Annotated in this window: 21 protein-coding genes; 10 read left to right on the top strand and 11 right to left on the bottom strand. The window is 39.8% G+C overall.

The window, feature by feature from the left end:
• The first annotated feature begins 54 nt into the window (after positions 1-54).
• From gyrA to GGQ60_RS04750, 5 genes are all read left to right on the top strand, one after another.
• Positions 55-2,643, top strand: coding sequence for a DNA gyrase subunit A (gene gyrA, locus GGQ60_RS04770; RefSeq protein ID WP_183760377.1), 2,589 nt, complete (start codon positions 55-57; stop codon positions 2,641-2,643).
• A gap of 26 nt (positions 2,644-2,669) precedes the next feature.
• A complete protein-coding gene (locus GGQ60_RS04765) occupies positions 2,670-3,758 on the top strand; it encodes a tetratricopeptide repeat protein (RefSeq protein WP_183760375.1) in 1,089 nt (362 codons plus the stop codon).
• 99 nt (positions 3,759-3,857) lie between these two features.
• Positions 3,858-5,003, top strand: a complete 1,146-nt coding sequence (locus tag GGQ60_RS04760) for a tetratricopeptide repeat protein (protein WP_183760373.1) — start codon at positions 3,858-3,860, stop codon at positions 5,001-5,003.
• Positions 5,004-5,191: 188 nt separating this feature from the next.
• Positions 5,192-6,433: an alpha/beta hydrolase gene (locus GGQ60_RS04755; RefSeq protein WP_183760371.1), complete on the top strand. Its 1,242-nt coding sequence runs from the start codon at positions 5,192-5,194 to the stop codon at positions 6,431-6,433.
• Positions 6,434-6,447: 14 nt separating this feature from the next.
• Positions 6,448-7,146 carry an endonuclease V gene (locus GGQ60_RS04750; RefSeq protein WP_183760369.1) on the top strand — a complete coding sequence of 233 codons (699 nt, stop codon included), beginning with the start codon at positions 6,448-6,450 and terminating at the stop codon, positions 7,144-7,146.
• Positions 7,147-7,174: 28 nt separating this feature from the next.
• On the opposite strand, the gene hemF is transcribed toward GGQ60_RS04750, so the two are convergent.
• The 3 genes from hemF to GGQ60_RS04735 all read right to left on the bottom strand — a co-directional run bounded on the left by hemF (position 7,175) and on the right by GGQ60_RS04735 (position 9,722).
• Entirely contained in the window at positions 7,175-8,089 is a 915-nt protein-coding gene (hemF, locus tag GGQ60_RS04745; RefSeq protein ID WP_373284796.1) for an oxygen-dependent coproporphyrinogen oxidase, read from the bottom strand.
• A gap of 94 nt (positions 8,090-8,183) precedes the next feature.
• The gene (locus tag GGQ60_RS04740) at positions 8,184-9,416 is read right to left on the bottom strand and encodes an MFS transporter (RefSeq protein ID WP_183760367.1); all 1,233 of its coding nucleotides are present in this window, start codon (positions 9,414-9,416) and stop codon (positions 8,184-8,186) included.
• Between the two features lie 102 nt (positions 9,417-9,518).
• Positions 9,519-9,722 (bottom strand): coproporphyrinogen III oxidase, encoded by a 204-nt coding sequence (locus tag GGQ60_RS04735; RefSeq protein ID WP_183760364.1) that lies wholly within the window; start codon positions 9,720-9,722, stop codon positions 9,519-9,521.
• Positions 9,723-10,090: 368 nt separating this feature from the next.
• Between GGQ60_RS04735 and GGQ60_RS04730 the strand changes: the two genes are divergently transcribed.
• The 3 genes from GGQ60_RS04730 (at position 10,091) to GGQ60_RS04720 (ending at position 12,758) form a co-directional block, all read left to right on the top strand.
• Entirely contained in the window at positions 10,091-10,576 is a 486-nt protein-coding gene (locus GGQ60_RS04730; protein ID WP_183761285.1) for a DUF4442 domain-containing protein, read from the top strand.
• 9 nt (positions 10,577-10,585) lie between these two features.
• Entirely contained in the window at positions 10,586-11,215 is a 630-nt protein-coding gene (locus GGQ60_RS04725; RefSeq protein ID WP_183760362.1) for an ATP-binding protein, read from the top strand.
• 184 nt (positions 11,216-11,399) lie between these two features.
• Positions 11,400-12,758, top strand: a complete 1,359-nt coding sequence (locus tag GGQ60_RS04720) for an MATE family efflux transporter (protein ID WP_183760360.1) — start codon at positions 11,400-11,402, stop codon at positions 12,756-12,758.
• Between the two features lie 207 nt (positions 12,759-12,965).
• On the opposite strand, the gene GGQ60_RS04715 is transcribed toward GGQ60_RS04720, so the two are convergent.
• The 8 genes from GGQ60_RS04715 to msrC all read right to left on the bottom strand — a co-directional run bounded on the left by GGQ60_RS04715 (position 12,966) and on the right by msrC (position 19,233).
• On the bottom strand, positions 12,966-13,700 hold the full coding sequence (locus GGQ60_RS04715) for a hypothetical protein (RefSeq protein ID WP_183760358.1): 735 nt from the start codon (positions 13,698-13,700) through the stop codon (positions 12,966-12,968).
• A 38-nt stretch (positions 13,701-13,738) separates the two neighbouring features.
• Entirely contained in the window at positions 13,739-14,422 is a 684-nt protein-coding gene (locus GGQ60_RS04710; protein ID WP_183760356.1) for a pseudouridine synthase, read from the bottom strand.
• 41 nt (positions 14,423-14,463) lie between these two features.
• Positions 14,464-15,366, bottom strand: coding sequence for a histone deacetylase family protein (locus GGQ60_RS04705; protein WP_183760354.1), 903 nt, complete (start codon positions 15,364-15,366; stop codon positions 14,464-14,466).
• Positions 15,363-16,226, bottom strand: coding sequence for a bestrophin family protein (locus GGQ60_RS04700; RefSeq protein WP_183760352.1), 864 nt, complete (start codon positions 16,224-16,226; stop codon positions 15,363-15,365). The genes GGQ60_RS04705 and GGQ60_RS04700 overlap by 4 nt, the downstream gene beginning before the upstream one ends.
• Before the next feature lie 11 nt (positions 16,227-16,237).
• Positions 16,238-17,527, bottom strand: coding sequence for a kynureninase (kynU, locus tag GGQ60_RS04695; protein ID WP_183760350.1), 1,290 nt, complete (start codon positions 17,525-17,527; stop codon positions 16,238-16,240).
• A 65-nt stretch (positions 17,528-17,592) separates the two neighbouring features.
• Entirely contained in the window at positions 17,593-18,081 is a 489-nt protein-coding gene (locus tag GGQ60_RS04690; protein WP_183760348.1) for a pyridoxamine 5'-phosphate oxidase family protein, read from the bottom strand.
• A gap of 54 nt (positions 18,082-18,135) precedes the next feature.
• Positions 18,136-18,741, bottom strand: a complete 606-nt coding sequence (locus GGQ60_RS04685) for a DNA-3-methyladenine glycosylase (protein WP_183760346.1) — start codon at positions 18,739-18,741, stop codon at positions 18,136-18,138.
• A 12-nt stretch (positions 18,742-18,753) separates the two neighbouring features.
• Positions 18,754-19,233, bottom strand: coding sequence for a free L-methionine (R)-S-oxide reductase MsrC (gene msrC / locus GGQ60_RS04680; RefSeq protein WP_183760344.1), 480 nt, complete (start codon positions 19,231-19,233; stop codon positions 18,754-18,756).
• 129 nt (positions 19,234-19,362) lie between these two features.
• On the opposite strand from msrC, the gene GGQ60_RS04675 reads away from it, so the two are divergent.
• A complete protein-coding gene (locus tag GGQ60_RS04675) occupies positions 19,363-20,055 on the top strand; it encodes a DUF3291 domain-containing protein (RefSeq protein WP_183760342.1) in 693 nt (230 codons plus the stop codon).
• An 18-nt stretch (positions 20,056-20,073) separates the two neighbouring features.
• Positions 20,074-20,325 carry a hypothetical protein gene (locus GGQ60_RS04670; protein WP_183760340.1) on the top strand — a complete coding sequence of 84 codons (252 nt, stop codon included), beginning with the start codon at positions 20,074-20,076 and terminating at the stop codon, positions 20,323-20,325.
• Positions 20,326-20,689: the final 364 nt, after the last annotated feature.

The following is a 20,689-nucleotide window of genomic DNA, read 5'->3' as shown; positions in this document are numbered from 1 at the left end:
AGGTTATAGTAATACCTTTTTTAATATCGTTTTAAGTAACGAGAATAATAATTTATGGCAGAAGATTTAGAGAATCAACAGAACGACAAAATCATTCCAATTAACATAGAAGAGCAGATGAAATCGGCCTACATTGATTATTCAATGTCGGTAATCGTATCGAGGGCATTGCCTGATGTACGCGATGGATTAAAACCGGTACACCGCCGTGTGCTTTATGGCATGCTTGGTTTGGGTGTAACGAGTGGTAAGCCTTATAAAAAGTCTGCCCGTATTGTGGGAGAGGTATTGGGTAAATACCATCCGCACGGTGATGCATCGGTGTATTTTACCATGGTGCGTATGGCCCAGGACTGGAGCCTGCGTTACCCGATGGTAGATGGACAGGGAAACTTTGGTCACATCGATGGCGATTCGCCAGCTGCAATGCGTTATACTGAGGCCCGTTTTAGTAAACTTGCCGAAGAAATGGTTGCTGATATTAACAAAGATACCGTTGATTTTCAGTTAAACTTTGATGATACCGAGCAGGAACCAACCGTTTTACCTTCAAAAATCCCTAACCTCCTGGTTAACGGATCGAGTGGTATTGCCGTAGGTATGGCCACTAATATGGCACCACACAACCTTACCGAAGTAATAGACGGTGTGGTAAACTACATCGATAACCGCGATATTACAGTAGAAGAACTCATGAAGTTTGTAAAAGCTCCGGATTTCCCTACAGGTGGTATCATTTATGGTTACACCGGTGTTAAAGAAGCTTTTGAAACCGGGCGTGGCCGTATTGTAATGCGTGCCAAAGCCGAAATTGAAAGCGTTAAAGACCGCGAGCTGATTATCGTAACCGAAATTCCTTACCAGGTAAATAAAGCCCAGATGATTGAGCGTACTGCCGAATTGGTAGGGGAGAAAAAACTGGAAGGTATTGCCAACATTAAAGACGAATCGAACAAAGATGGTATCCGTATCGTGTACGAAATTAAACGCGATGCCAATGCTTCCATCGTATTAAATAACTTATATAAGTATACAGCGCTGCAAACCTCTTTTAGTGTAAACAACATTGCATTGGTAAAGGGGCGGCCACAAATGCTGAACCTTAAAGACCTGATTGCACATTTTGTAGATCACCGTCATGATGTTATTGTTCGCCGCACCAAATATGAACTGGCTGAAGCGGAAAAACGTGCACATATTTTAGAAGGTTATTTAATTGCGCTAGATCATTTAGATGAAGTAATTAAATTGATCCGTGCTTCGCAAACTCCTGAGGATGCCCGCCTGGGTTTAATGGAAAAATTCGGTTTGAGCGATCTTCAGGCACGTGCAATCCTCGATATGACTTTACGTCGTTTAACAGGACTGGAGCGGGATAAAATCAAAGAAGAATATGCAGAATTGATGAAAACCATCGAATATTTGAAATCTGTTCTCGCAGATGAGGGTTTACGTATGAAAATCATCAAAGATGAGCTAGAGGAAGTAAAACAAAAATTCGGCGATGAACGTAAAACGACCATTGTTCATTCTGCCGAAGACATGAGCATGGAAGATTTTATCGATGATGAAGAAGTTGTCATCACCATTTCTCATGAAGGATATGTTAAACGTACACCTGCTAGCGAATTTAAAGCGCAGGGCAGGGGCGGAAAAGGATCGAAGGGTAGTACCTCACGGAATGAAGATTTTATTGAGCACATGCTGGTGGCCACCAACCACAACTACATGCTGTTCTTTACCGAAGCCGGAAGGTGTTTTTGGTTAAGGGTGTACGAAATTCCTGAAGGCTCTCGCACCAGTAAGGGAAGGGCCATCCAGAACATTATCAATATCCCTAAAGAAGAAAAAATCAAAGCCTATATCAAGGTTAAAAATCTTAAAGATCAGGAATACTTAGAGAACAATTTCATTATTATGTGTACTAAAAAAGGTACCATTAAGAAAACTTCTCTTGAAGCCTATTCACGCCCGCGTGTAAATGGTATCAATGCCATCAACATCAACGAGGGCGATATCCTATTGGAAGCCTGTTTAACCAATGGCGAAAGCGAAATTGTAATGGCTTTACGCTCAGGAAGGGCCATCCGTTTTAACGAAAAAACCGTGCGTCCGATGGGTAGAACAGCTACCGGTGTACGTGGTGTTAGGCTCGCTCACGACCAGGATGAAGTTGTTGGCATGATTGCTGTTAACAATCCTGAAGTTACCGTGTTGGTGGTGTCAGAAAAAGGTTATGGAAAACGTACTGATATTGAAGATTACCGTGTAACCAATCGTGGTGGAAAAGGGGTGAAAACCATTAATGTTACCGAGAAAACAGGACAATTAGTATCCATTAAAGACGTTACGGATAGTGAAGACCTGATGATCATTAACCGTTCGGGTATTGTGATCAGGATTCCGGTATCAGCTTTAAGGGTAATGGGACGTGCAACACAGGGTGTGCGTCTGATCTCGTTAAAAGGTGATGATGAAATTGCATCGGTAACCAAAATCGATCATGAAGAGGATGAAGAAGAAACAGTTGATCTGGAAAGTGTAGTGGTAGATGGTGAGGAATTAGAGGCTGATACCACTCCAGAAGCGGATGACACTGAAGAGGAGGAGGATACAAATAACGAAACCGAAGAGGAAAATTAACTAAAATTAAGATTAGAATAAAAATTATGAAAAGAGTAGTTCTAAGTATATTTCTGGCAGGTGCGGTAAGTGCTGCTTTTGCTCAGAAAAGTGAAGTAACCGCAGCAAAGAACGACTGGGGATTATTCCAGCTAACTTCTGCAAATGCATCGACACCTCTGGCGAAAAAACTGGAATCATTGGCAAAAGGACTGGCCCATACCGATAAAGCCATTGCAGATGAGAAATCTAAGGTAATGCCTGAAGCATGGTCGTACCGCGCATTATTTGCTTCTTCTGTAGCTATTTTAGATTCAACCAGTGCAGCAAATGCTGATGCCAATTTGAAAATTGCCCAGGATGCAATTGCGGAAGCTAAAAAACTGGATACCAAAGGAAATGAAAAAGACAACATTAATCTGGCTGAAACCAACATCAGCAATGCTGTTAGGAACGGCGGTATAATCGCTTACAATAAGAAAGATTACAAAAGAGCTTATGAAAAATTTGTAGCGGCCACGGTAATCAATCCTCAAGATACTGCCATGTATTTAAATGCAGGTATTGCAGCAAGGAATATCGAAAATTATCCGGACATGATTACCCAGTTTAAAAAGGTAATTTCTTTAAACTCTCCACAGTCTAAAGATTTATATTCTGAAATTATCAACGCTGTTTTAAGCAAACAAAAAGATACTACCGCTGCATTGGCCTTAATTAAAGAAGCTACTGCAAAATTCCCTGATAATACCGATTGGATCAAGACTGAAACACAGATTTATATCGATAGGGGTGATGCCGCAAAATCTGAGCAGATGTTAACAGCCCTGGCGACAAAAGAACCTAATAATGCTAACTATCAGGTTTTACTGGGTAATATCTATTTTAGTCAGGCTTTAAAATTACAGGCCGACAGAAATAAAATCGACTCTAAAAAAGTGAAGGAATTTAACGAAGTAACTGGCAAAATGAATGCTTTGTTAGATAAATCGCTTCCTTTTTATAAAAAGGCATTAGAGATCGATGCGAAAAACCAGGGCGCATTGGAAACACTGAAAACAATTTATGCGTTTAGAAACGATACTAAAAATTACGACGATATTAAGAAACGTTTAGACGCTTTGCCTAAACAATAATCCGAGTCCGCATAAAAAAAAGAGCCCTGAAATTTCGGGGCTCTTTTTTTTATGTTTATTTTTATGGTTTATTACAGTTTACCTTCATTACATTATTCTATGCAGAACTGCCTTAAAATATCTTTAACCGCCTTAATTTTCATCTCTTTTAATGCTGTAGCTCAAAAAAGCCAGATCCTGATTGCCAGGAATGCTGTAGGTAAATTGCAGGCCTCAATAGCCAATAAAGAGGATGAGAAGAAGCAATTATCGATTATTAATGAAGGCTTAAAATCGATAGAATCTGCAGAAAAAGACAATAAAACAAAAAACTGGACCGAAACCTGGTCGATAAAATCATATCTCACGTCATTTGCATCATTAATTGATACGGATCCGAACAATGCCAATAAATTTTACGATAGTGCGGTAGAGGCGATTGAAAAAGCAAAATCTTTAGACCGTTATAACGACAATGGTGGAATGATCAAGGCCTCGAGCCATAATATCCTGATCAAAAAACAGGAGAAGGGCAATGAAGCGTTTTTCAACAACGAATTTAAAGAGGCTTTTACCGATCTGAAAGAAGTATCTGACAATTTTCCTGCTGACACCACATTAGCCTTAAACACAGCCATTTGCGCGTTAAATATCCAGGCTTACGACGAATCTTTAACCTATTTTAAACGCGCAAAAGAAAATGGAATCAGAAATCCGTCTGTTTTTCAGAAAATGGCGCAGATGTACGTGGTGAAATCGGAAAATGAAACCGCTATTAAAACGCTGGAAGATGGTCTTGTGCTTAATCCGTTCAATCGCTTTCTAACTAACGATTACATTAATCTTTTACTTGATACCGAGAATTATAGTAAAGCCCAGGGACTTATTGAAAATAATTTAAAAGTAGAAAAAGGAAATAAACTATTGTATTTTCTTTATGGCTACCTGCAACAGGTTGGCGGAAATAATGCTACAGCCATATTGGCTTACAATAAAGCTTTGTCTACAGATCAAAATTATTTCGACGCATTGTATCAACTGAGCTTGGCATATATCAATACTGCAAATGAAACGCTCAATAAAAATGATGCCGATAAAGCTTCCAAATACAATGGATTAATTAACCATGCTCAATTTGCCTTGCAGCGCGCAAATGAAATTAACCCGAACGATAAAAAAACCGTACAGCTACTCATCGATATCTATACCAAAAAGAAACATACCGACAAAGTTCAGGAGCTTAACCGTAAACTTCAGGAACTCTAGATAATCAGGCAAATCCACATTGATAGGGATGTAGCAGAAACTACAACTTAACATAATATTAATTATAGGACAAATAATAATATACAATTAAGAGTGAAACAGTTGTATTAATCTGACGAAAAATTAAATCATTAAATGTTTTTTACGTAGCTTTAAGTATCCTTTAATTTATAAACGCTCAGGCAATTATGAAACGACTATTGCTAAAGGTAAATTCCTTAAAGAACCTGGCTCGTTTTAAATTCATATCTATTTTTGTAATTCTACTTTTTTCGTTTAAAACAAAAGCTCAAAAATCAGAACCGGTTAAAGCCAACCTCGGCGAAATTGTAACACTGCATTCCAACATTTTAAACGAAGACCGAAAGCTACTGATTTATGCACCTGAAAAATCAGAGAAACGGTACCAGGTAATTTATGTTCTTGATGCTGACAACCATTTTAACCAAATGGTAGAATATTCTAAATATCTTAGCCGGCAAGATGTATATGCTATTCCACCACTCATTGTGGTTGGAATTACCAATACAGACCGTAATCGTGACCTCACTCCATCGCATAGCATTCTGGATTATTTTGGAAAAGCTGACACTTCTGGCAAGTCTCCGTACAAAAACAGTGGAGGAAATGAACAGTTTTTTCAGTTCATTCAGAAAGAGCTTCAGCCCTATGTTAATTCGAATTACAAAACGCTTCCTTATAGCATTTTTGCAGGGCATTCTTTTGGTGCACTCACTGTTATCAATTGCCTGATTAATCACCCGGATCTGTTCAATGCGTATATTGCAGCAAGCCCTTCATTTTGGTGGGACCAAAAATTCCTGCTCAAGCTCGCTGATAAAAAACTGAAAACTATTCCTGTTTTACCAAAAACACTTTTTTTTAGTGATGGCAACGAAGGCGCATCATCTGATCCTCAGTTCCATACTGATGTACTAAAGTTTGATTCTTTACTCAAAAAACAGAATATTAAAGGATTAGATTTTAAATACAAGGGTTATCCTAACGAAAGTCACATGACTGTTCCCATAATATCCTATTATGACGGACTCCGGTTCGTTTATCGCCAATGGGAACTTCCGCCAATAAACGACCAAAAGATAAATTCTGAGATTATTATGGACCATTATAAAACATTATCCCAAAAGTTTGGATATCCGATTATACCGGATGAATCGTATTTTAACGGTTGGGCGCAATGGCTCATCAAATATCCGGCAACTTTAAAAAATGGCATTGATCTGCTGAAAATGAATACCGCTAATTATCCCTCTTCTCCGAGAGCCTTCATGGCACTTGGCGCAGCATATACCAAAAATGGGGAGAAACAAAAAGCAATTACGGCATATAAAAAAGCCGGTGCACTGGATCCTGCTTCAGATGAAATTAAGTTGCGCTTAAAAGAACTTCAAAACAATTTACAGCCTTAACCTGTACTAAAATAATGTACGATCATTACAGTTTCGAAGAGGCTACTGCTTACCAGATCCAGCTCGCCAGGCAATTAAAATTTCACCCGGTCCAAAAAATCGAAACGATTGCCGGTGCAGACATCTCATTTAATAAAAACAGTTCAACGATGTATGCCGGAATGGTGATATTAAGTTATCCTGATATGATCCTGAAATCTTTTGCACTCGAAACCTACGAAACCAATTTTCCGTATAAACCAGGTTTTTTAGGATTTAAAGAAGTGCCGGCCTTATTAAAAGTTTGGGAATTGATAAGCTCGAAACCAGATGTGGTCGTGTTGGATGGCAACGGAACTTTACATCCGCGCCGCATGGGAGTTGCATCGCATTTCGGGATCCTGGCCAATCAGGCCACCATTGGATGCGCCAAAAGCCTTCTGTATGGAGAAAACCATGTTCCAGAAAACAGGAAATTAAGCAGTACAGAAATCAACAGTCATGGCGAAACCCTGGGTTTTGCTTTGCGTACCAAAATCAATTCTGCCCCGGTTTTTGTATCTGCAGGTTACCTGATTACCGCTGATCAAAGCCTGGAAATCATAAAAAAATGCACTGGAAATTATCGTATCCCCGAACCAACACGTATGGCACACAACATGGTAAACGATTTTAGGACCGGAAAACTGAAAGCCGGTTTTCATGAAGTACAGGCGCCGCTGACTTTATTTTAATAAAGAACCCGTTATCCTATAGGAGCACTTACACCCAATTTATCCCCTTTTTAAGCAATTGCAGTGTTTTATATTCTTCTGAACCTTCTTTTGGCTGAACATTGTAGCCCCAGTTGGCCTGAGGAGGCAAGCTCATTAAAATAGACTCGATCCGGCCATTGGTTTCCAGTCCGAATTTTGTTCCTGAATCATAAACCAGGTTAAATTCTACGTAACGACTACGGCGCTGATATTGCCATTCTTTATGTTTTTCGGTAAATTCTTTATCCCGGTTACGGTCTATCAGTTCGGTATAGACCGGTAAAAATGTTTCGCCGATATTGATGGAAAAATCCAAAATCTCCTGCCAGGATAAACCGGTGTTTTGAGGTTTTAAGCGATCATAAAAAATACCACCAATTCCGCGCGTTTCTTCACGGTGTTTAATAAAGAAATAGTCATCGGCGTGGATTTTAAATTTTGGATAAAAATCAGCTTTGAACTCGTCGCAGGCCTGTTTTAATTTATGGTGAAAAAAGCGGGCATCATTTTCAAACACATAATGCGGGGTTAAATCGATACCGCCACCAAACCAACGGGTTTCTTCATTTAATTCAAAATACCGGATGTTCATGTGGATAATCGGCACCAGAGGATGGTTTGGATGAATTACGATAGAAACGCCAGTTGCAAAAAAATCATCTTCGGTAACATTAAACGCTTTTTTTACCGCATCGGGTAGTTGACCATGTACCGCAGAAAAATTAACACCACCCTTCTCGATGATGGCACCGTTCTGCATAATCCGGGTACGGCCGCCTCCCCCACCATTTCTTTCCCACAATTCCTCTTCAAATTTTCCCTTGTCATCGGCAATTTCCAATCCGCGACAGATTTCATCCTGAATCTGTTTATACCGCTCTGCTACTTCTTCTTTAAACATGATGGCTTTTTCTATTTCCATACAAATTTAAGGCTATTCGAACAGCAAAGCTGATTTATATTGATATAGTACATTTTATTGACATTGCTGTTTTAGTCCGTAGCCTAACCGAACGCTATTTTTCTAAATAATTAAGGTCTTTATTAAAGCTTTCCTTTAGCGAAGCAACCGAAATCATGGCGATTACCGTTACAATTCCCATGACAATAAATCCGGCCGATACGATATTATAACGATGAACAAAGAATTCGAAAACGAAAGTTATCGGAATCAAGGCACCGCGTACAAAATTCGGCGCTGTGGTGGTTACCGTCGAACGGATATTGGTACCGAACTGTTCGGCTGCAATGGTTACGAATGTAGCCCAATACCCTACTGCGAAGCCCATAAACAGGCAGATCAGGATAAAATTACTTTCTGTTAAACCTTTACTGTTTAAATAAACAAGTACCGTAATTACAGATAAACTTTGAAAAATAAGCACGGTTTTCTTACGCGATCTTAAAACTTGTGCCAGAACCCCACAAACCACATCGCCAATGGCTATACCAAAGTAAGTATACATAATACCGGTGCCGGCGTTAAGCAGTTCTTTTGCACCAAGTGCCTTTCCGATCTCTGGCGATTGGGTAACCAAAATCCCCACAATAAACCACAGCGGAAGTCCTAAACAGATACAGGCCAGGTATTTTAAGAACCGCTTGCGGTCAGAAAAAAGCATAAAGAAATTGCCTTTCGAAACCTCCGAACTTTGTTCGGCATGTTTAAACATCCCTGATTCGAATGTACCCACCCGTAAAAGCAATAGCAATAGCCCCATTCCCCCACCTACAAAATAAGCGGTTTCCCACCTGAAATGCTTTCCGATGGTAGCTGCTGCTGCTGCACCCAATAAACCAATTCCGGCCACAACCATGGTTCCATAACCGCGTTTTTCTTTGTCCATAGTTTCTGTAACCAAAGTAATTCCGGCTCCAAGTTCTCCAGCCAGGCCAATGCCGGCTATAAACCTGATAATGGCATAGGTATGTACATCAGCTGCAAAACCGTTGGCTATATTGGCTAAAGAATACATTAAGATTGAACCGAACAACACTTTAATACGGCCAAATTTATCGCCGATAATTCCCCAGAGCAATCCGCCAAGCAATAAACCGAACATCTGCATGTTAATTACATACTCCCCTTCGGTACGCATGTGCTCGGCAGAAACACCTATGTCAGTAAAGCTTTTCAGGCGAACTACAGAGAATAAAACAAGGTCGTAAATATCAACGAAATAGCCCAGGGCGGCAACAATGACTAAGAAAATTACATTACGGTTGTTGGTTTTTGCTTGATGATCCATTTAAATATCTGGTTTAATCGCTGAAAGTACGCAATAACACAAATATTTAAAATAGATTTTTAAAAATAAAAGCCACCCCGTGTCAGAGTGGCTTTTAAGATCCTACATAAGATTCTTTTTTGTAGTGTCAGGTGGCGTTTTTGTTGTATCTGGCACTTTTTTAGCTGTCGTGTCCATTGGAGCCGTAGTGGTCGAATCCGTCTTTGTACTGTCTGAAGAACCAGCCATATTTTTTGACGAATTGCATGCTGATGTGGCTATCATAAGAGAACCCGCAAAAGCAAGACTTAAGATTATTTTTTTCATAGTTTTTATTGTTATCTATCAACCTAACAACCTTTTAATCATTTGGTTTTGTTTTTTTCTTCAAAAAATAAAATTTTTAAATATATCATACTGATTGTTAATAGATTACAATACAAAATAAATGCTATTGATATGATTTTTTAAATTATTCGGCAGATTTAGAGGTTTATTTGAGCACGGTGCACAACACGATCCATCCATACAGCCGGGTATTTAACCGAAGGCTAAACTGTAGGCTATGTTACTTAAAGCCGCTAACAGGCCAATAGGATTAACCTGAATACCAAATGAGGTAAATTACCGAAATATTACTGAAACAACCCGGCCAAAACTTTAAAAGATGATAAAACTTTCTGATATTAGTGAATATGATTATTTCTCAAAACACCCTGAAATGGGTAATGCGCTTTTACCCGCCTTTGTTTTTCCAGCGCATTTGGGTTCAGAAATTTGAAAATGAATTTAGAAGCTGTACGGTTAAATTAAGCAAGAGCTTCCTGAATAAAAATTATAATGGCTCTATTTTTGGAGGAACCATTTATGCTGCAACAGATCCTTTTTACGCCCTGTTGTTTGATCAATTGATGCAGAGACGTGGGTTTAAGGTGCGTGTCTGGCTTAAAAGTGCCTCTATACAATACTTAAAACCTGGTCGTTCTACCTTATATTTTACCATAACCGTAACCGATGAAATGTTGAACGAGGCTGAGCATGCTTTAAAAACCGTTGGAAAATTTGTAAAAGCTTATCCAATGGAAATTACCAATAAAAGTGGTGAATTGTGTGCGACCGTTATGAATGAAGTCTATATCCGAAACCTGCACCAAGGCGAAATGCCAAGGGTTGCCTATTAATTTTAGATTATGCCGAGTATTAAGAGTTTAATTTTGCAGGGCGAAGGTGTAATGCTCGATTTTAAGAAAACCATTACCAGTACTGAAAAAATTGCCAAGAGCCTGGTCGCATTTGCCAATAATAAAGGGGGTAAGTTATTGATAGGTGTAGCCGATAATGGCTCAATTAAGGGTGTTAAATCGGAAGAAGAAGAAAAATACATGATTTTAACTTCTGCACATCAGTTTTGTAAACCTGCTATTGAACCGCATTTTGAAGAAATTTATGTAGACGATAAACTGGTTTTAGTGGTTAATATCCCTGAAAGTGATACCAAACCGCATTATGCACTTGATGATCAGAAAAAATGGTGGGTTTACATCCGTATTGACGATAAAAGTGTATTGGCGAGCCGTATTATTGTTGAAGTATTGAAACAGGAACATAAAAATAAAGGAGTACTGATCTCCTATTCTGAAAACGAAAAAAAATTACTCGAGTACCTGGAACAGCACGAAAAAATAACACTGAAAGAATTTAGCAAGCTGTTACGGAGTTCGTACCGAAAAGCCCAGAAGGTATTGGTCAACTTAATTTTAACCAATGTAATTAAATCGCATACCAGCGAGAAAGAAGAGTACTTTACGGCGGTGAGATAGTTGTATTTACGGGCTTTTCCACTGAAAGCCGTCGCCCTGAACTTGTTTCAGGGCCCAAGCAAGAGATTTCATATCTAAAATACTGAAATAAATTCAGCACCACGATTACGTTTATTAAAAACCGCGTACTAACTTTTCTACATTCCTATTTTTTGAGGTTTAAAAACCCGACCTTTGCAAACCTATGTTTTCTAAAATTTATACCAAATATAAACCCTATTACAAAGAAAACCTTCATTTGGCGTTACCAATTGTTGGCTCGCAGGTAGGCCATACACTGGTGCAAATGGCTGATAGTATTATTGTTGGTCATTTTACCGATACCATTCAATTAGCTGCTGTATCGCTGGTTAACAGCATATTTATACTCATTTTAGTGATCGGCCTGGGTATTTCCTATGGGTTAACACCCCTAATTGCCCAGGAAAACGGCCGTCAGAATTACGATGAATGTGGTAAACTCTTATCCAATAGCCTCATCATCAATATCTGCGTTGGGATTTTTTTGTACATATTGGTGCAGTTGGGAATATTTTTCGTAATCGATCACCTCGAACAAACACCGGAAGTAGTGCATTATGCCAAACCCTACCTCAACCTATTATCGGTTTCCATCATCCCCCTGTTGATTTTTCAAACTTTTAAACAGTTTGCAGAAGGCTTGGGTTTTACCAAACAGGCTATGTTTGTTTCCATCTGGGGAAATGCCCTCAACATCATCCTGGGGATTATTTTTGTAAAAGGCATGTTCGGCATCAAACCAATGGGTGTTAGCGGTGTAGGCCTAAGTACTTTGATCGATAGGCTGCTGATGGCAACCGTCATGTCGGTTTATGTATTACGCTCACAACATTTTAAAAAATACCTGATCAGTTTTAAAGCTACTTTCTACGATAGGTTAAGGGCTATTAAAATTGCTAAGATCGGCATGCCTGTTGCGATGCAGTATTCATTTGAAATCAGCGCTTTTAGCGGTGCTGCCGTGCTGATCGGTACCATTGGTGCAGCAGAACAGGCCGCACACCAGATTGCAATCAGCCTGGCAGCAATGACCTATATGATTGCCAGTGGTGTAGCTTCAGCAGCAACCATTAAAACCGGAAATAACTTTGGAAAACGTAATTTTGATGACCTGCGCAAATCAGCAATAGCCAGTTACCATGTTATTTTGCTGTTTATGTCGTGTACAGCCGTCATTTTTGTATTGGCCAACAACATCATGCCTTTTATCTATACAGAAGATGTAATGGTTATCCCAATTGCAGCGCAATTATTGATCATTGCCGGATTTTTTCAATTATTTGACGGGACCCAAGTGGTAGGATTAGGCGTTTTACGTGGTATGGGCGATGTAAACATCCCGACCATTATTACCTTTTTAGCTTATTGGGTAGTGGGTATTCCGATAGGATATTTACTGGGATTTCATTTCGGCCTGGGTGTAAATGGAATCTGGTACGGGTTAACCCTGGGTTTACTGACTGCTTCTGTCCTATTGTTTTTAAGGCTTCAGAATAAGACCAGGAGTTTAAAAGAGGGATAGTTGCCCTAACACGAACCGTCATTTCGACCGAAGTGGAGAAATCTAAAATACATAATTTCTTAGAGACAGATTTCTCCATTTCGCTACGCTTCAGTCGAAATGACGCGAGCTGCATAATAAAATGAGAAGTTTGTCCTAACACGAATCGTCATTTCGACCGAAGTGGAGAAATCTAAAGTACATAATTTCTTACTCATAGCAACTGTATTACTTCCCTCCAACATTCACTACTACACCAATGGTAAAGATAGAATTGCCGGCAGACATATATTTACGGCTCTTTAAGCCAATATTACTACTCGTGGTATATTGGAGCTGAAAAGTTTTACTGAGTGCCATACGCGTAAAAAAAACGGGTTCGAAGAAAATATTATCTTCTTTCGGTTGCACTACTCCATTTAAAAAGAACCGGTCCATTTTTACGTGGCTGATCCTTAATGCCGTGCCATAATTAATCGGAAAATCCTTTCCAAATAAATGAAGGTTGTTCTTCTTTTTAGAACTATAATTAACCTGCAAGAAAGCTTTGCGGTAATCTATCTCCTGCAATTCACTGCTAACCAACATATCATTCTTAAAATCACGGAAAGTGATATCGCTCCAGCCCTTTCCTACACCACCATAAATTTCGATGATCCGGTTATCATCAGGACCAAAAGTATCAAAATAACCGCCACCGATCTCAATCAGTTTATGTCCAAAATCCTTTGTTTTCCGTTCACTATTCATCCTCGAACCACTAAAGAGTACACCAATATGATCTGAAACGGCATAAGCACCATTAATACTGGCATTGCCTTTTAGTGAGATGTGTGCACCGCCGCTAAATTCGCCCTGTTTGCTCAACATTGGCGTATTGGGAACGTTTGGCATATAAACAGAAGAACAACTGGCGGCAAAAAGCGCTAAAACTGGGAGTGTAAATCGTAGGTATTTAATCATAGATGCTATATAAACAGATTTTAAAAGCAAAAATTGTGTTAATGCTCCATTTTCATGAAATCCATTACCCTTTTAAATTCGTCGTGTAAACCGGCTTTTAAATGTATTTTTTCTTTGGTTACAGGGTGAATAAATTCCAGTTCAGAAGCATGAAGCAGCATCGTTGTCATATTCCATTGCTCCTTGAAAAATTTATTCTGTTTGTTACAACCGTGTGTCCGATCTCCAATAATGGGATGAAGGATATGGCTGAAATGCCTTCTCAACTGATGCATCCTTCCGGTTTTAGGTGTAGCTTCTACCAGCGAGTATCTCGATGTTGGATGCTTGCCGAACGCTACGTCAATCTCTGCCCTTTGCAACGTTCTGAAAGCGGTAAAAGCATCCTGGAGCGTCCCGTTTTCTTTAGACAAGGGATAATCGATACCCATGGTATCGGGCGTAAAGCCTCGTAGTATGGCCAAATACTTTTTATCAGTTTCTGCATTCATAAATTGCTGATGCATAGCAATTTCAGATTGCTTATCAAAAGCAAAAAGTAAGATTCCGCCAGTTTTACGGTCTAAGCGGTGTACCGGACTAACGTGCTTGCCTACCTGGTCCCTCAGCAGCTGCAGGGCAAATTCTGTAGCATCCCTGGCAATAGAAGATTGATGTACCAAAAGGCCATGGGGTTTGTTAATTGCAATTAAATGCTCATCCTGGTAAATAATCTCCAACATATTGCCGCGAAGATAAGGATATTATATTTTCTGGGTGCTGCCTATGCAAATAAATCAAAAGCCAGGCGGAAAGTATTACAATGGGCATCCACAATATCCTTGATATGGACCGAATAACCTCCACCCATACTGACCTGTAAAGGCAGATTTTTATCCTTACAGGCCTGCAACACCATCCTATCGCGCTCTTTACAGGCGGCTTTACTCAAGGCCAGTTTACCCAGTTTATCAGTTGAAAGCACATCTACACCAGAAAGGTAAAATACAAAATCAGGCCGGGCTTTTTCGAATGCTTTTTTAAGGTTGGTGTTTAAGATTGATAAATAGTCCTCGTCCTGCAGGCCATCTTCCAATGGCACATCCAAATCGGAAATCTCTTTCCGGAAAGGGAAATTTTTATCACCATGCATCGAAAAAGTAAATACCCGAGGCTCATGCCTGAAGATTTCTGCAGTACCATTTCCCTGGTGTACATCTAAATCAATAATTAAAATACGGTTAACTAAATCATTATCTAACAAATAATTAGCTGATATTGCCTGATCATTCAGCAAGCAAAAACCTTCACCCCAATTGCTGCCGGCATGATGTGTTCCGCCTGCCACATTAAACGCAATGCCATGCTCCATAGCAAAACAGGAACCATCAATTGTACCCTTCGCAATCCGCAGTTCCCGTTCCAAAAGCTGTGCATTTAAAGGAAAACCTATGCGCCGTTGATCTTTGGCCGAAAGGGTCAGATCCCTTAATTGCTCCCAATACGCTTTTTGATGAGTTAACAACACCACTTCCTCACCAAGCAGGTCGGGACTAAATAAATTATGGTGCTCAATAGTGCCTTCATGCAAAAGCTGCTCAGGTATCAGTTCATATTTTAACATGGGAAACCGGTGCCCTTCCGGTAAAGGATGTACGTATATTGGGTGCCAGGCAATTTTGATCATTTGCCTAAAATCTCCCCTACATGTTTTTCGATATTGGTGCAAATCTGATCTACAGGCAAGTCGTTGGCATCATAACCAAATGGATTTTCTATTTCTTCAGCTATAAGCTCCAAACTTGCTAATACATAGAGGATAAAGGGTACAATAGGAACCACAAAATAGCCCAAACTGAACACCCATCCAAACGGCAGGGTAACCACATAAATAAAGATAAACTTTTTAATGAAGGCACTATATGAAAATGGGATCGGCGTATTTTTAATCCTTTCGCAGGCACCGCAGATATCGGTAAACTGATTAAAATCGCCTGATAATACAATAAACTGCTCCTGGGAGATGGCTCCTTTCTCGAGCAATCCGTAAAGCCTGTTGATTAAACTGCCTGCAATCTGGTTTGGAATATGTTTGCCTTCTTCTACTTCGATCAAAAAACTGTTTTTACCGAAATATAATTTTTCACGCAGGTGCTCTTTTAAGCCAAAAGCATATTTAGGTATTCCATACTCGAAAAAACGGACATCTTCATCTGCAAGTTTAAGCGCCTTAATTTTCATGGCCAGGTTACGGCTCACATTCGTTAATGATCCCAGAAGCTTCCTGCCTTCCCACCACCTGTCGTAAGCAGTATTGGTCCTGAATACCAATAGCAGCGATAAAACAAAACCCAATAAACTGTGCATCATACCAACATTGGTCACATAGCTACTCTTTGAAAGCTGGAAGAAATTCAGTTCGGCAAAAGCCACCAAACCTGAAAAGAAACCAACGGCAAGCATTAAAGGCCACAGTTTTCTGAAAGTATCACTTTTGTGGATATGGAAAATGAAGGCACTCCAGTTTTTAGGATTGTAGTTGATCATTTCTATTCGTTTTACTTTAAGATATCGTTACTCACTTTTAATAACACCTGTCCGGCTACATAAACGTCCTCATAAGAATTATAGAGCGGCACGGCACTTAAACGGATCACATCAGGTTCGCGCCAATCTCCAAGAACATGATTGGCCATTAAACCATCAAAAATCTGCTTGCCCTTGTGCCGGGCAATAATGGATAACTGTGCACCCCTGTCTTCGGCTTTTTTTGGCGTAATGATTTTATATTGCTCAAATCCTAAATACTTATTTACCTCATTTATAATAAACTCAAGATATTCAGTTAAAGTAATACTCTTACTTCTTAAGGGATCAATAAAACCCGCCTTTTCAAAAATCTGAAGGGATGCATGATATAAAGCCATTGGCATAACCTGGGTACAACTCACCTGCCAGCCATCCGCTCCGGCCTCAGGAACAAAGCCTTTTTCCATTTTAAAGCGACTGCTTTCCTGATAACCCCACCAGCCGGCAAAACGACTTAAAGCAGTATTGTTAAAATGTTTTTCATGAACAAAAATTCCACTGATACCTCCGGGACCAGAATTCTGATATTTGTAAGAACACCAGCAGGCAAAATCCACCCCCCAATCATGAAGTTTTAACGGAACATTCCCGGCTGCATGCGCCAAATCCCAGCCTACAATGGCTCCAATTTCATGGCCGGCTTTGGTAATAGCTTCCATATGGTACCATTGCCCGGTGTAGTAGTTAATCCCGCCAAATAATACCAGGGCAATCTGATCAGCATTATCCTTGATCTGAGCCACAATATCGTCTGTCCGAAGTACTTCCTCTCCTTCACGCGGAAAAACCTCTATAATCGCTTCTTTTGGATCAAAACCATGAAACCGCACCTGGCTTTCTATTGCATACTGATCGGATGGGAATGCACCACCTTCCATAATGATTTTAAAGCGCTTGCCTTTGGGCTGATAAAAACTAACCATCAACAGGTGCAGGTTAACCGTAAGGGTATTCATGGGGCAAACTTCAGCAGGTGAAGCACCCACGATTGGCGCCATAAGCTTTTTTAACTCTTTGTGATAGAACATCCAGGGCTCATTTCCATCAAACCAGCCTTCCACAGCATAATTGGCCCAGTTGTCCAACTGGCGTTTCAATACCTGCTGTGCTACTTTAGGTTGAAGACCTAAAGAATTACCACACAGGTAAATAAAATCTTTTCCATTATGATTAGGGAACAAGAAATCTGACCTGAAATGACGAAGCTGGTCAGCCTCGTCCTGCTTTTGAGCAAATGAAAGGGTATTTTCGAAATTCATTGCGCCAATATTACAAAAAAAGCAGGTATTGTTTCCAATCCTGCTTTCCAATTTGTTATATTTTACTAAAACTTCATGGTTTCATGCTGGCCGAGGTCAGGTGTAGTACCAGTTACTGCCGCCTTTAATAGGCTGAATAATACCACAATTTTTGATGCAGATGCATCCCAGTACTCAGCCTCTTCAGGGGTAACTTTAATCAGGGTCAATCGTGGATCTTCAATTCCATCCGGAAACCAAGCTTTAATAAAGGGAGAAAAATATGCCTCTTTTCGCACTTTATCCTCCACAAATTCAGCTTTCCCCTTAACTGTTAAATAAGTATTTTTAGAAGGATCGCTATAGGCGAGCAGCACGTTATTTTCTTTTGAAATCTCTTTTGTTTTTGGAGAGTATGCATTGGTGTAAAACCACAAACTGCCGTCATCTTCTATTTTCGCAGTACCCATAGGCCTGCTGCCAAATTCGTCTTTTGAAGAAAAGGTGGTAAACATACATGTTCTCACACTTTCTGCCATCTCTTTAAGGATTGCTATATTTTTCTCGTTTTTCATGATTTTCTGTATATGAAAGAGAAACAGGAAGCAAACTAAAAGGTTTTTATTTTATTACACCTTATTTGGCTTACTCACATATTTATTGCCTTTTACAAAGAATCGCCAGGGCAACAGGGCATGCTCTTTGGCATAAGCAATACCCACACGAGGCGTAGCCGCGATATTTTCTTCATCATACCGGATACCATGATCCTCGATCCAGATTTCATCACCTAAAAGACTTTTTGTATTGAAGGCCCTGTCAATCCCCAGTGCTTTTGCAGCAGATCCGGGTCCTGCAGAAATAGCTCCCTTTGTACCAGACATCCCCCTGCGCTTTTCGATAATTTCTATACCAACCAGCGGCTCTACCCCTCTGATCAGAACGGCATGAGGATCATTTTCAACAGAAGTAACCACATTGAAAAGATGATGCATACCATAACAGAGGTATACATAAGCAATACCACCGGCACCGTACATGGTTTCGGTACGGTTGGTACGGCGACCGCCATATGCATGGGAGGCTTTATCTTTTATTCCAAAATACGCTTCCGTTTCTACTATTATTCCGGCTGTAATTTCGTCGTCAATTTTGGTATACAACACCTTTCCCAACAGATCTTTTGCGAGCCCCACCACATCTTCATTCAGGTAATATCCTGGTTTTAACTTCACTATCTTCTTAAATTACCGGTTTAATAAAATAGCTATAACCTGCTCTAAATAAAGCTGATCTGTTTCATCGAATTTACTCAACACTTCACTATCCACATCAAGCACACCGATAACCTTACCATCAACGATCAAAGGCAGGACAATTTCAGATCTTGAAGCAGATGCACAGGCAATGTGTCCTGGAAATTCATCCACATCGGGAACAATAATGGTCCGGGCTTCAGCCCATGAAGTACCACAAACACCTTTTCCTTTGCTGATCCTCGTGCAGGCTACCGGCCCCTGAAACGGACCAAGAACAAGTTCATCATGCTTAACCAAATAAAAGCCTACCCAAAACCAGCCAAACTGCTCTTTAAGTGCTGCGGCAACATTTGCAAGATTGGCGATAAAATCTGTTTCTCCCTGCAGTAAGGCCTCAATCTGTGGAATGATCGATTGATATTGTTCTTCTTTCGAAGTATCCCTGGTAATAACTAAATCTTCTGCCATTTTATTTTTTTGTGTAACCCAAAGTTAATCATGATTTGCGAAATGTATGGAAACTTTGATTTTAATGACGAAAATTTGAATGATAAGCTATCTTTAAATTCCTTAGTTTTGACAGGTCAACCAATCATTATGATCGTAGCATTAACCATCACCAAATTCCGGAGCTTTACCATCCCCTTTGCCTTTATTGGCATGGCAATCCTCAGAATCCCGCTATGGCTAAACAAAGGGTGCAGGTTTTGGAAATTGATGGGTAGCGGCAAAGATGCACAGGTAGACCTCCCTGCCGATTACCGGCACTGGGCCATATTAACTACCTGGGATGACCGGGCAACTTATGATGACTTCAGTTTCAGATCATTCGTAATGAAATGGTTTAAATTATTTGGTTGCGAAAGCTTTACTATCTTACTTAATCCTTTATCTAGTCATGGATTATGGTCAGGAAAAGAGCCTTTTAAGACAAAAAAAACAGCTGTAAATCATACCGGAAAAATTGCAGTGATTACTAGGGCGGCCATCAGATTTAATAAGCTAAAGGAATTCAGGAGCAATGTAAAAAGAGCCGCGGATGCCATGAGGGCTGCCCCTGGCTTTATCCTTTCAGCAGGGATTGGCGAAAATCCATTTTTTGACCAGGCTACTTTTTCAATATGGGAAAATGCGGAAAGTATGAAGGCTTATGCCTACCAATCTCACGATCATTCAGACGTTATCAGACTCACCAGGGCGCGCGAGTGGTATAAAGAAGAGCTGTTTGCCCGCTTCGCGATTATTGAAAGCTGGGGCACTTTAAATGGCATTAAAATCAATACACAATAATTAAAACTTAAAATCAGCATGAGAGTAGTAGCGGAACTTCCACACCCGGAATGTAAGATCACCATTTTTTCCATGAATCAGAAATTCATCATCAAATTTGAACAGGGCACTTTCGAACAAAGCTATAAACTGGCCGAACTCGACCTGAGCGGGGGCGGCGTAAATGACGTGTTCGAAATTTTAGATGAAGAATTTATCCAGACTGTTATCGAAAGGTTTAAGGTGATGCGTACCGACTTCACGGCAGCCTACAATAGACATCAATATTAGACATAAACAACTGATTAACAATTGATTAAACATATATTCAGAATTATATTCTGAATTTTCGGGCATTTTTTGATCTTAAAACCACACCAAAACTATACTTTTAATTAATATAATTTAGCATAAAGTACTGATATTTTGATTTTTAAATCATTTAACAAAATATAATTCTGAGGCTTAATTTTGCCAAATAAATGAGAAGTTTGCTAGTCTACAGGCTTATTTGCTATTGATTGATCTGCCAGCGCATACAGGTAGCAAAGCTTAATAACTCTTCATTGCAGACAAAGCGCAGAAGTTCGGGTAACATGAAGCAACCTTTTTACAAGAGTAGATAAAAGTTGATTTATAGAAATTTGAATGAGTA

Origin of the sequence: Pedobacter zeae (assembly GCF_014196715.1) — a bacterium.
Taxonomy (GTDB): Bacteria; Bacteroidota; Bacteroidia; order Sphingobacteriales; family Sphingobacteriaceae; genus Pedobacter; species Pedobacter zeae.
This window is presented reverse-complemented; position numbering and strand designations above follow the sequence as displayed.

What these genes read in the sequence shown, in the direction of transcription:
- GGQ60_RS04760 (WP_183760373.1), top strand. Translation starts at nt 3,858, where the DNA reads ATGCAGAACTGCCTTAAAATATCTTTAACCGCCTTAATTTTCATCTCT.
- gyrA (WP_183760377.1), top strand. Translation starts at nt 55, where the DNA reads ATGGCAGAAGATTTAGAGAATCAACAGAACGACAAAATCATTCCAATT.
- GGQ60_RS04730 (WP_183761285.1), top strand. Translation starts at nt 10,091, where the DNA reads ATGATTATTTCTCAAAACACCCTGAAATGGGTAATGCGCTTTTACCCG.
- GGQ60_RS04750 (WP_183760369.1), top strand. Translation starts at nt 6,448, where the DNA reads ATGTACGATCATTACAGTTTCGAAGAGGCTACTGCTTACCAGATCCAG.
- GGQ60_RS04700 (WP_183760352.1), bottom strand. Translation starts at nt 16,226, where the DNA reads ATGATCAACTACAATCCTAAAAACTGGAGTGCCTTCATTTTCCATATC.
- GGQ60_RS04675 (WP_183760342.1), top strand. Translation starts at nt 19,363, where the DNA reads ATGATCGTAGCATTAACCATCACCAAATTCCGGAGCTTTACCATCCCC.
- GGQ60_RS04670 (WP_183760340.1), top strand. Translation starts at nt 20,074, where the DNA reads ATGAGAGTAGTAGCGGAACTTCCACACCCGGAATGTAAGATCACCATT.
- msrC (WP_183760344.1), bottom strand. Translation starts at nt 19,233, where the DNA reads ATGGCAGAAGATTTAGTTATTACCAGGGATACTTCGAAAGAAGAACAA.
- GGQ60_RS04725 (WP_183760362.1), top strand. Translation starts at nt 10,586, where the DNA reads ATGCCGAGTATTAAGAGTTTAATTTTGCAGGGCGAAGGTGTAATGCTC.
- hemF (WP_373284796.1), bottom strand. Translation starts at nt 8,089, where the DNA reads ATGGAAATAGAAAAAGCCATCATGTTTAAAGAAGAAGTAGCAGAGCGG.
- GGQ60_RS04715 (WP_183760358.1), bottom strand. Translation starts at nt 13,700, where the DNA reads ATGATTAAATACCTACGATTTACACTCCCAGTTTTAGCGCTTTTTGCC.
- GGQ60_RS04710 (WP_183760356.1), bottom strand. Translation starts at nt 14,422, where the DNA reads ATGTTGGAGATTATTTACCAGGATGAGCATTTAATTGCAATTAACAAA.
- GGQ60_RS04740 (WP_183760367.1), bottom strand. Translation starts at nt 9,416, where the DNA reads ATGGATCATCAAGCAAAAACCAACAACCGTAATGTAATTTTCTTAGTC.
- GGQ60_RS04720 (WP_183760360.1), top strand. Translation starts at nt 11,400, where the DNA reads ATGTTTTCTAAAATTTATACCAAATATAAACCCTATTACAAAGAAAAC.
- GGQ60_RS04755 (WP_183760371.1), top strand. Translation starts at nt 5,192, where the DNA reads ATGAAACGACTATTGCTAAAGGTAAATTCCTTAAAGAACCTGGCTCGT.
- GGQ60_RS04690 (WP_183760348.1), bottom strand. Translation starts at nt 18,081, where the DNA reads ATGAAAAACGAGAAAAATATAGCAATCCTTAAAGAGATGGCAGAAAGT.
- GGQ60_RS04765 (WP_183760375.1), top strand. Translation starts at nt 2,670, where the DNA reads ATGAAAAGAGTAGTTCTAAGTATATTTCTGGCAGGTGCGGTAAGTGCT.
- GGQ60_RS04705 (WP_183760354.1), bottom strand. Translation starts at nt 15,366, where the DNA reads ATGATCAAAATTGCCTGGCACCCAATATACGTACATCCTTTACCGGAA.
- GGQ60_RS04735 (WP_183760364.1), bottom strand. Translation starts at nt 9,722, where the DNA reads ATGAAAAAAATAATCTTAAGTCTTGCTTTTGCGGGTTCTCTTATGATA.
- kynU (WP_183760350.1), bottom strand. Translation starts at nt 17,527, where the DNA reads ATGAATTTCGAAAATACCCTTTCATTTGCTCAAAAGCAGGACGAGGCT.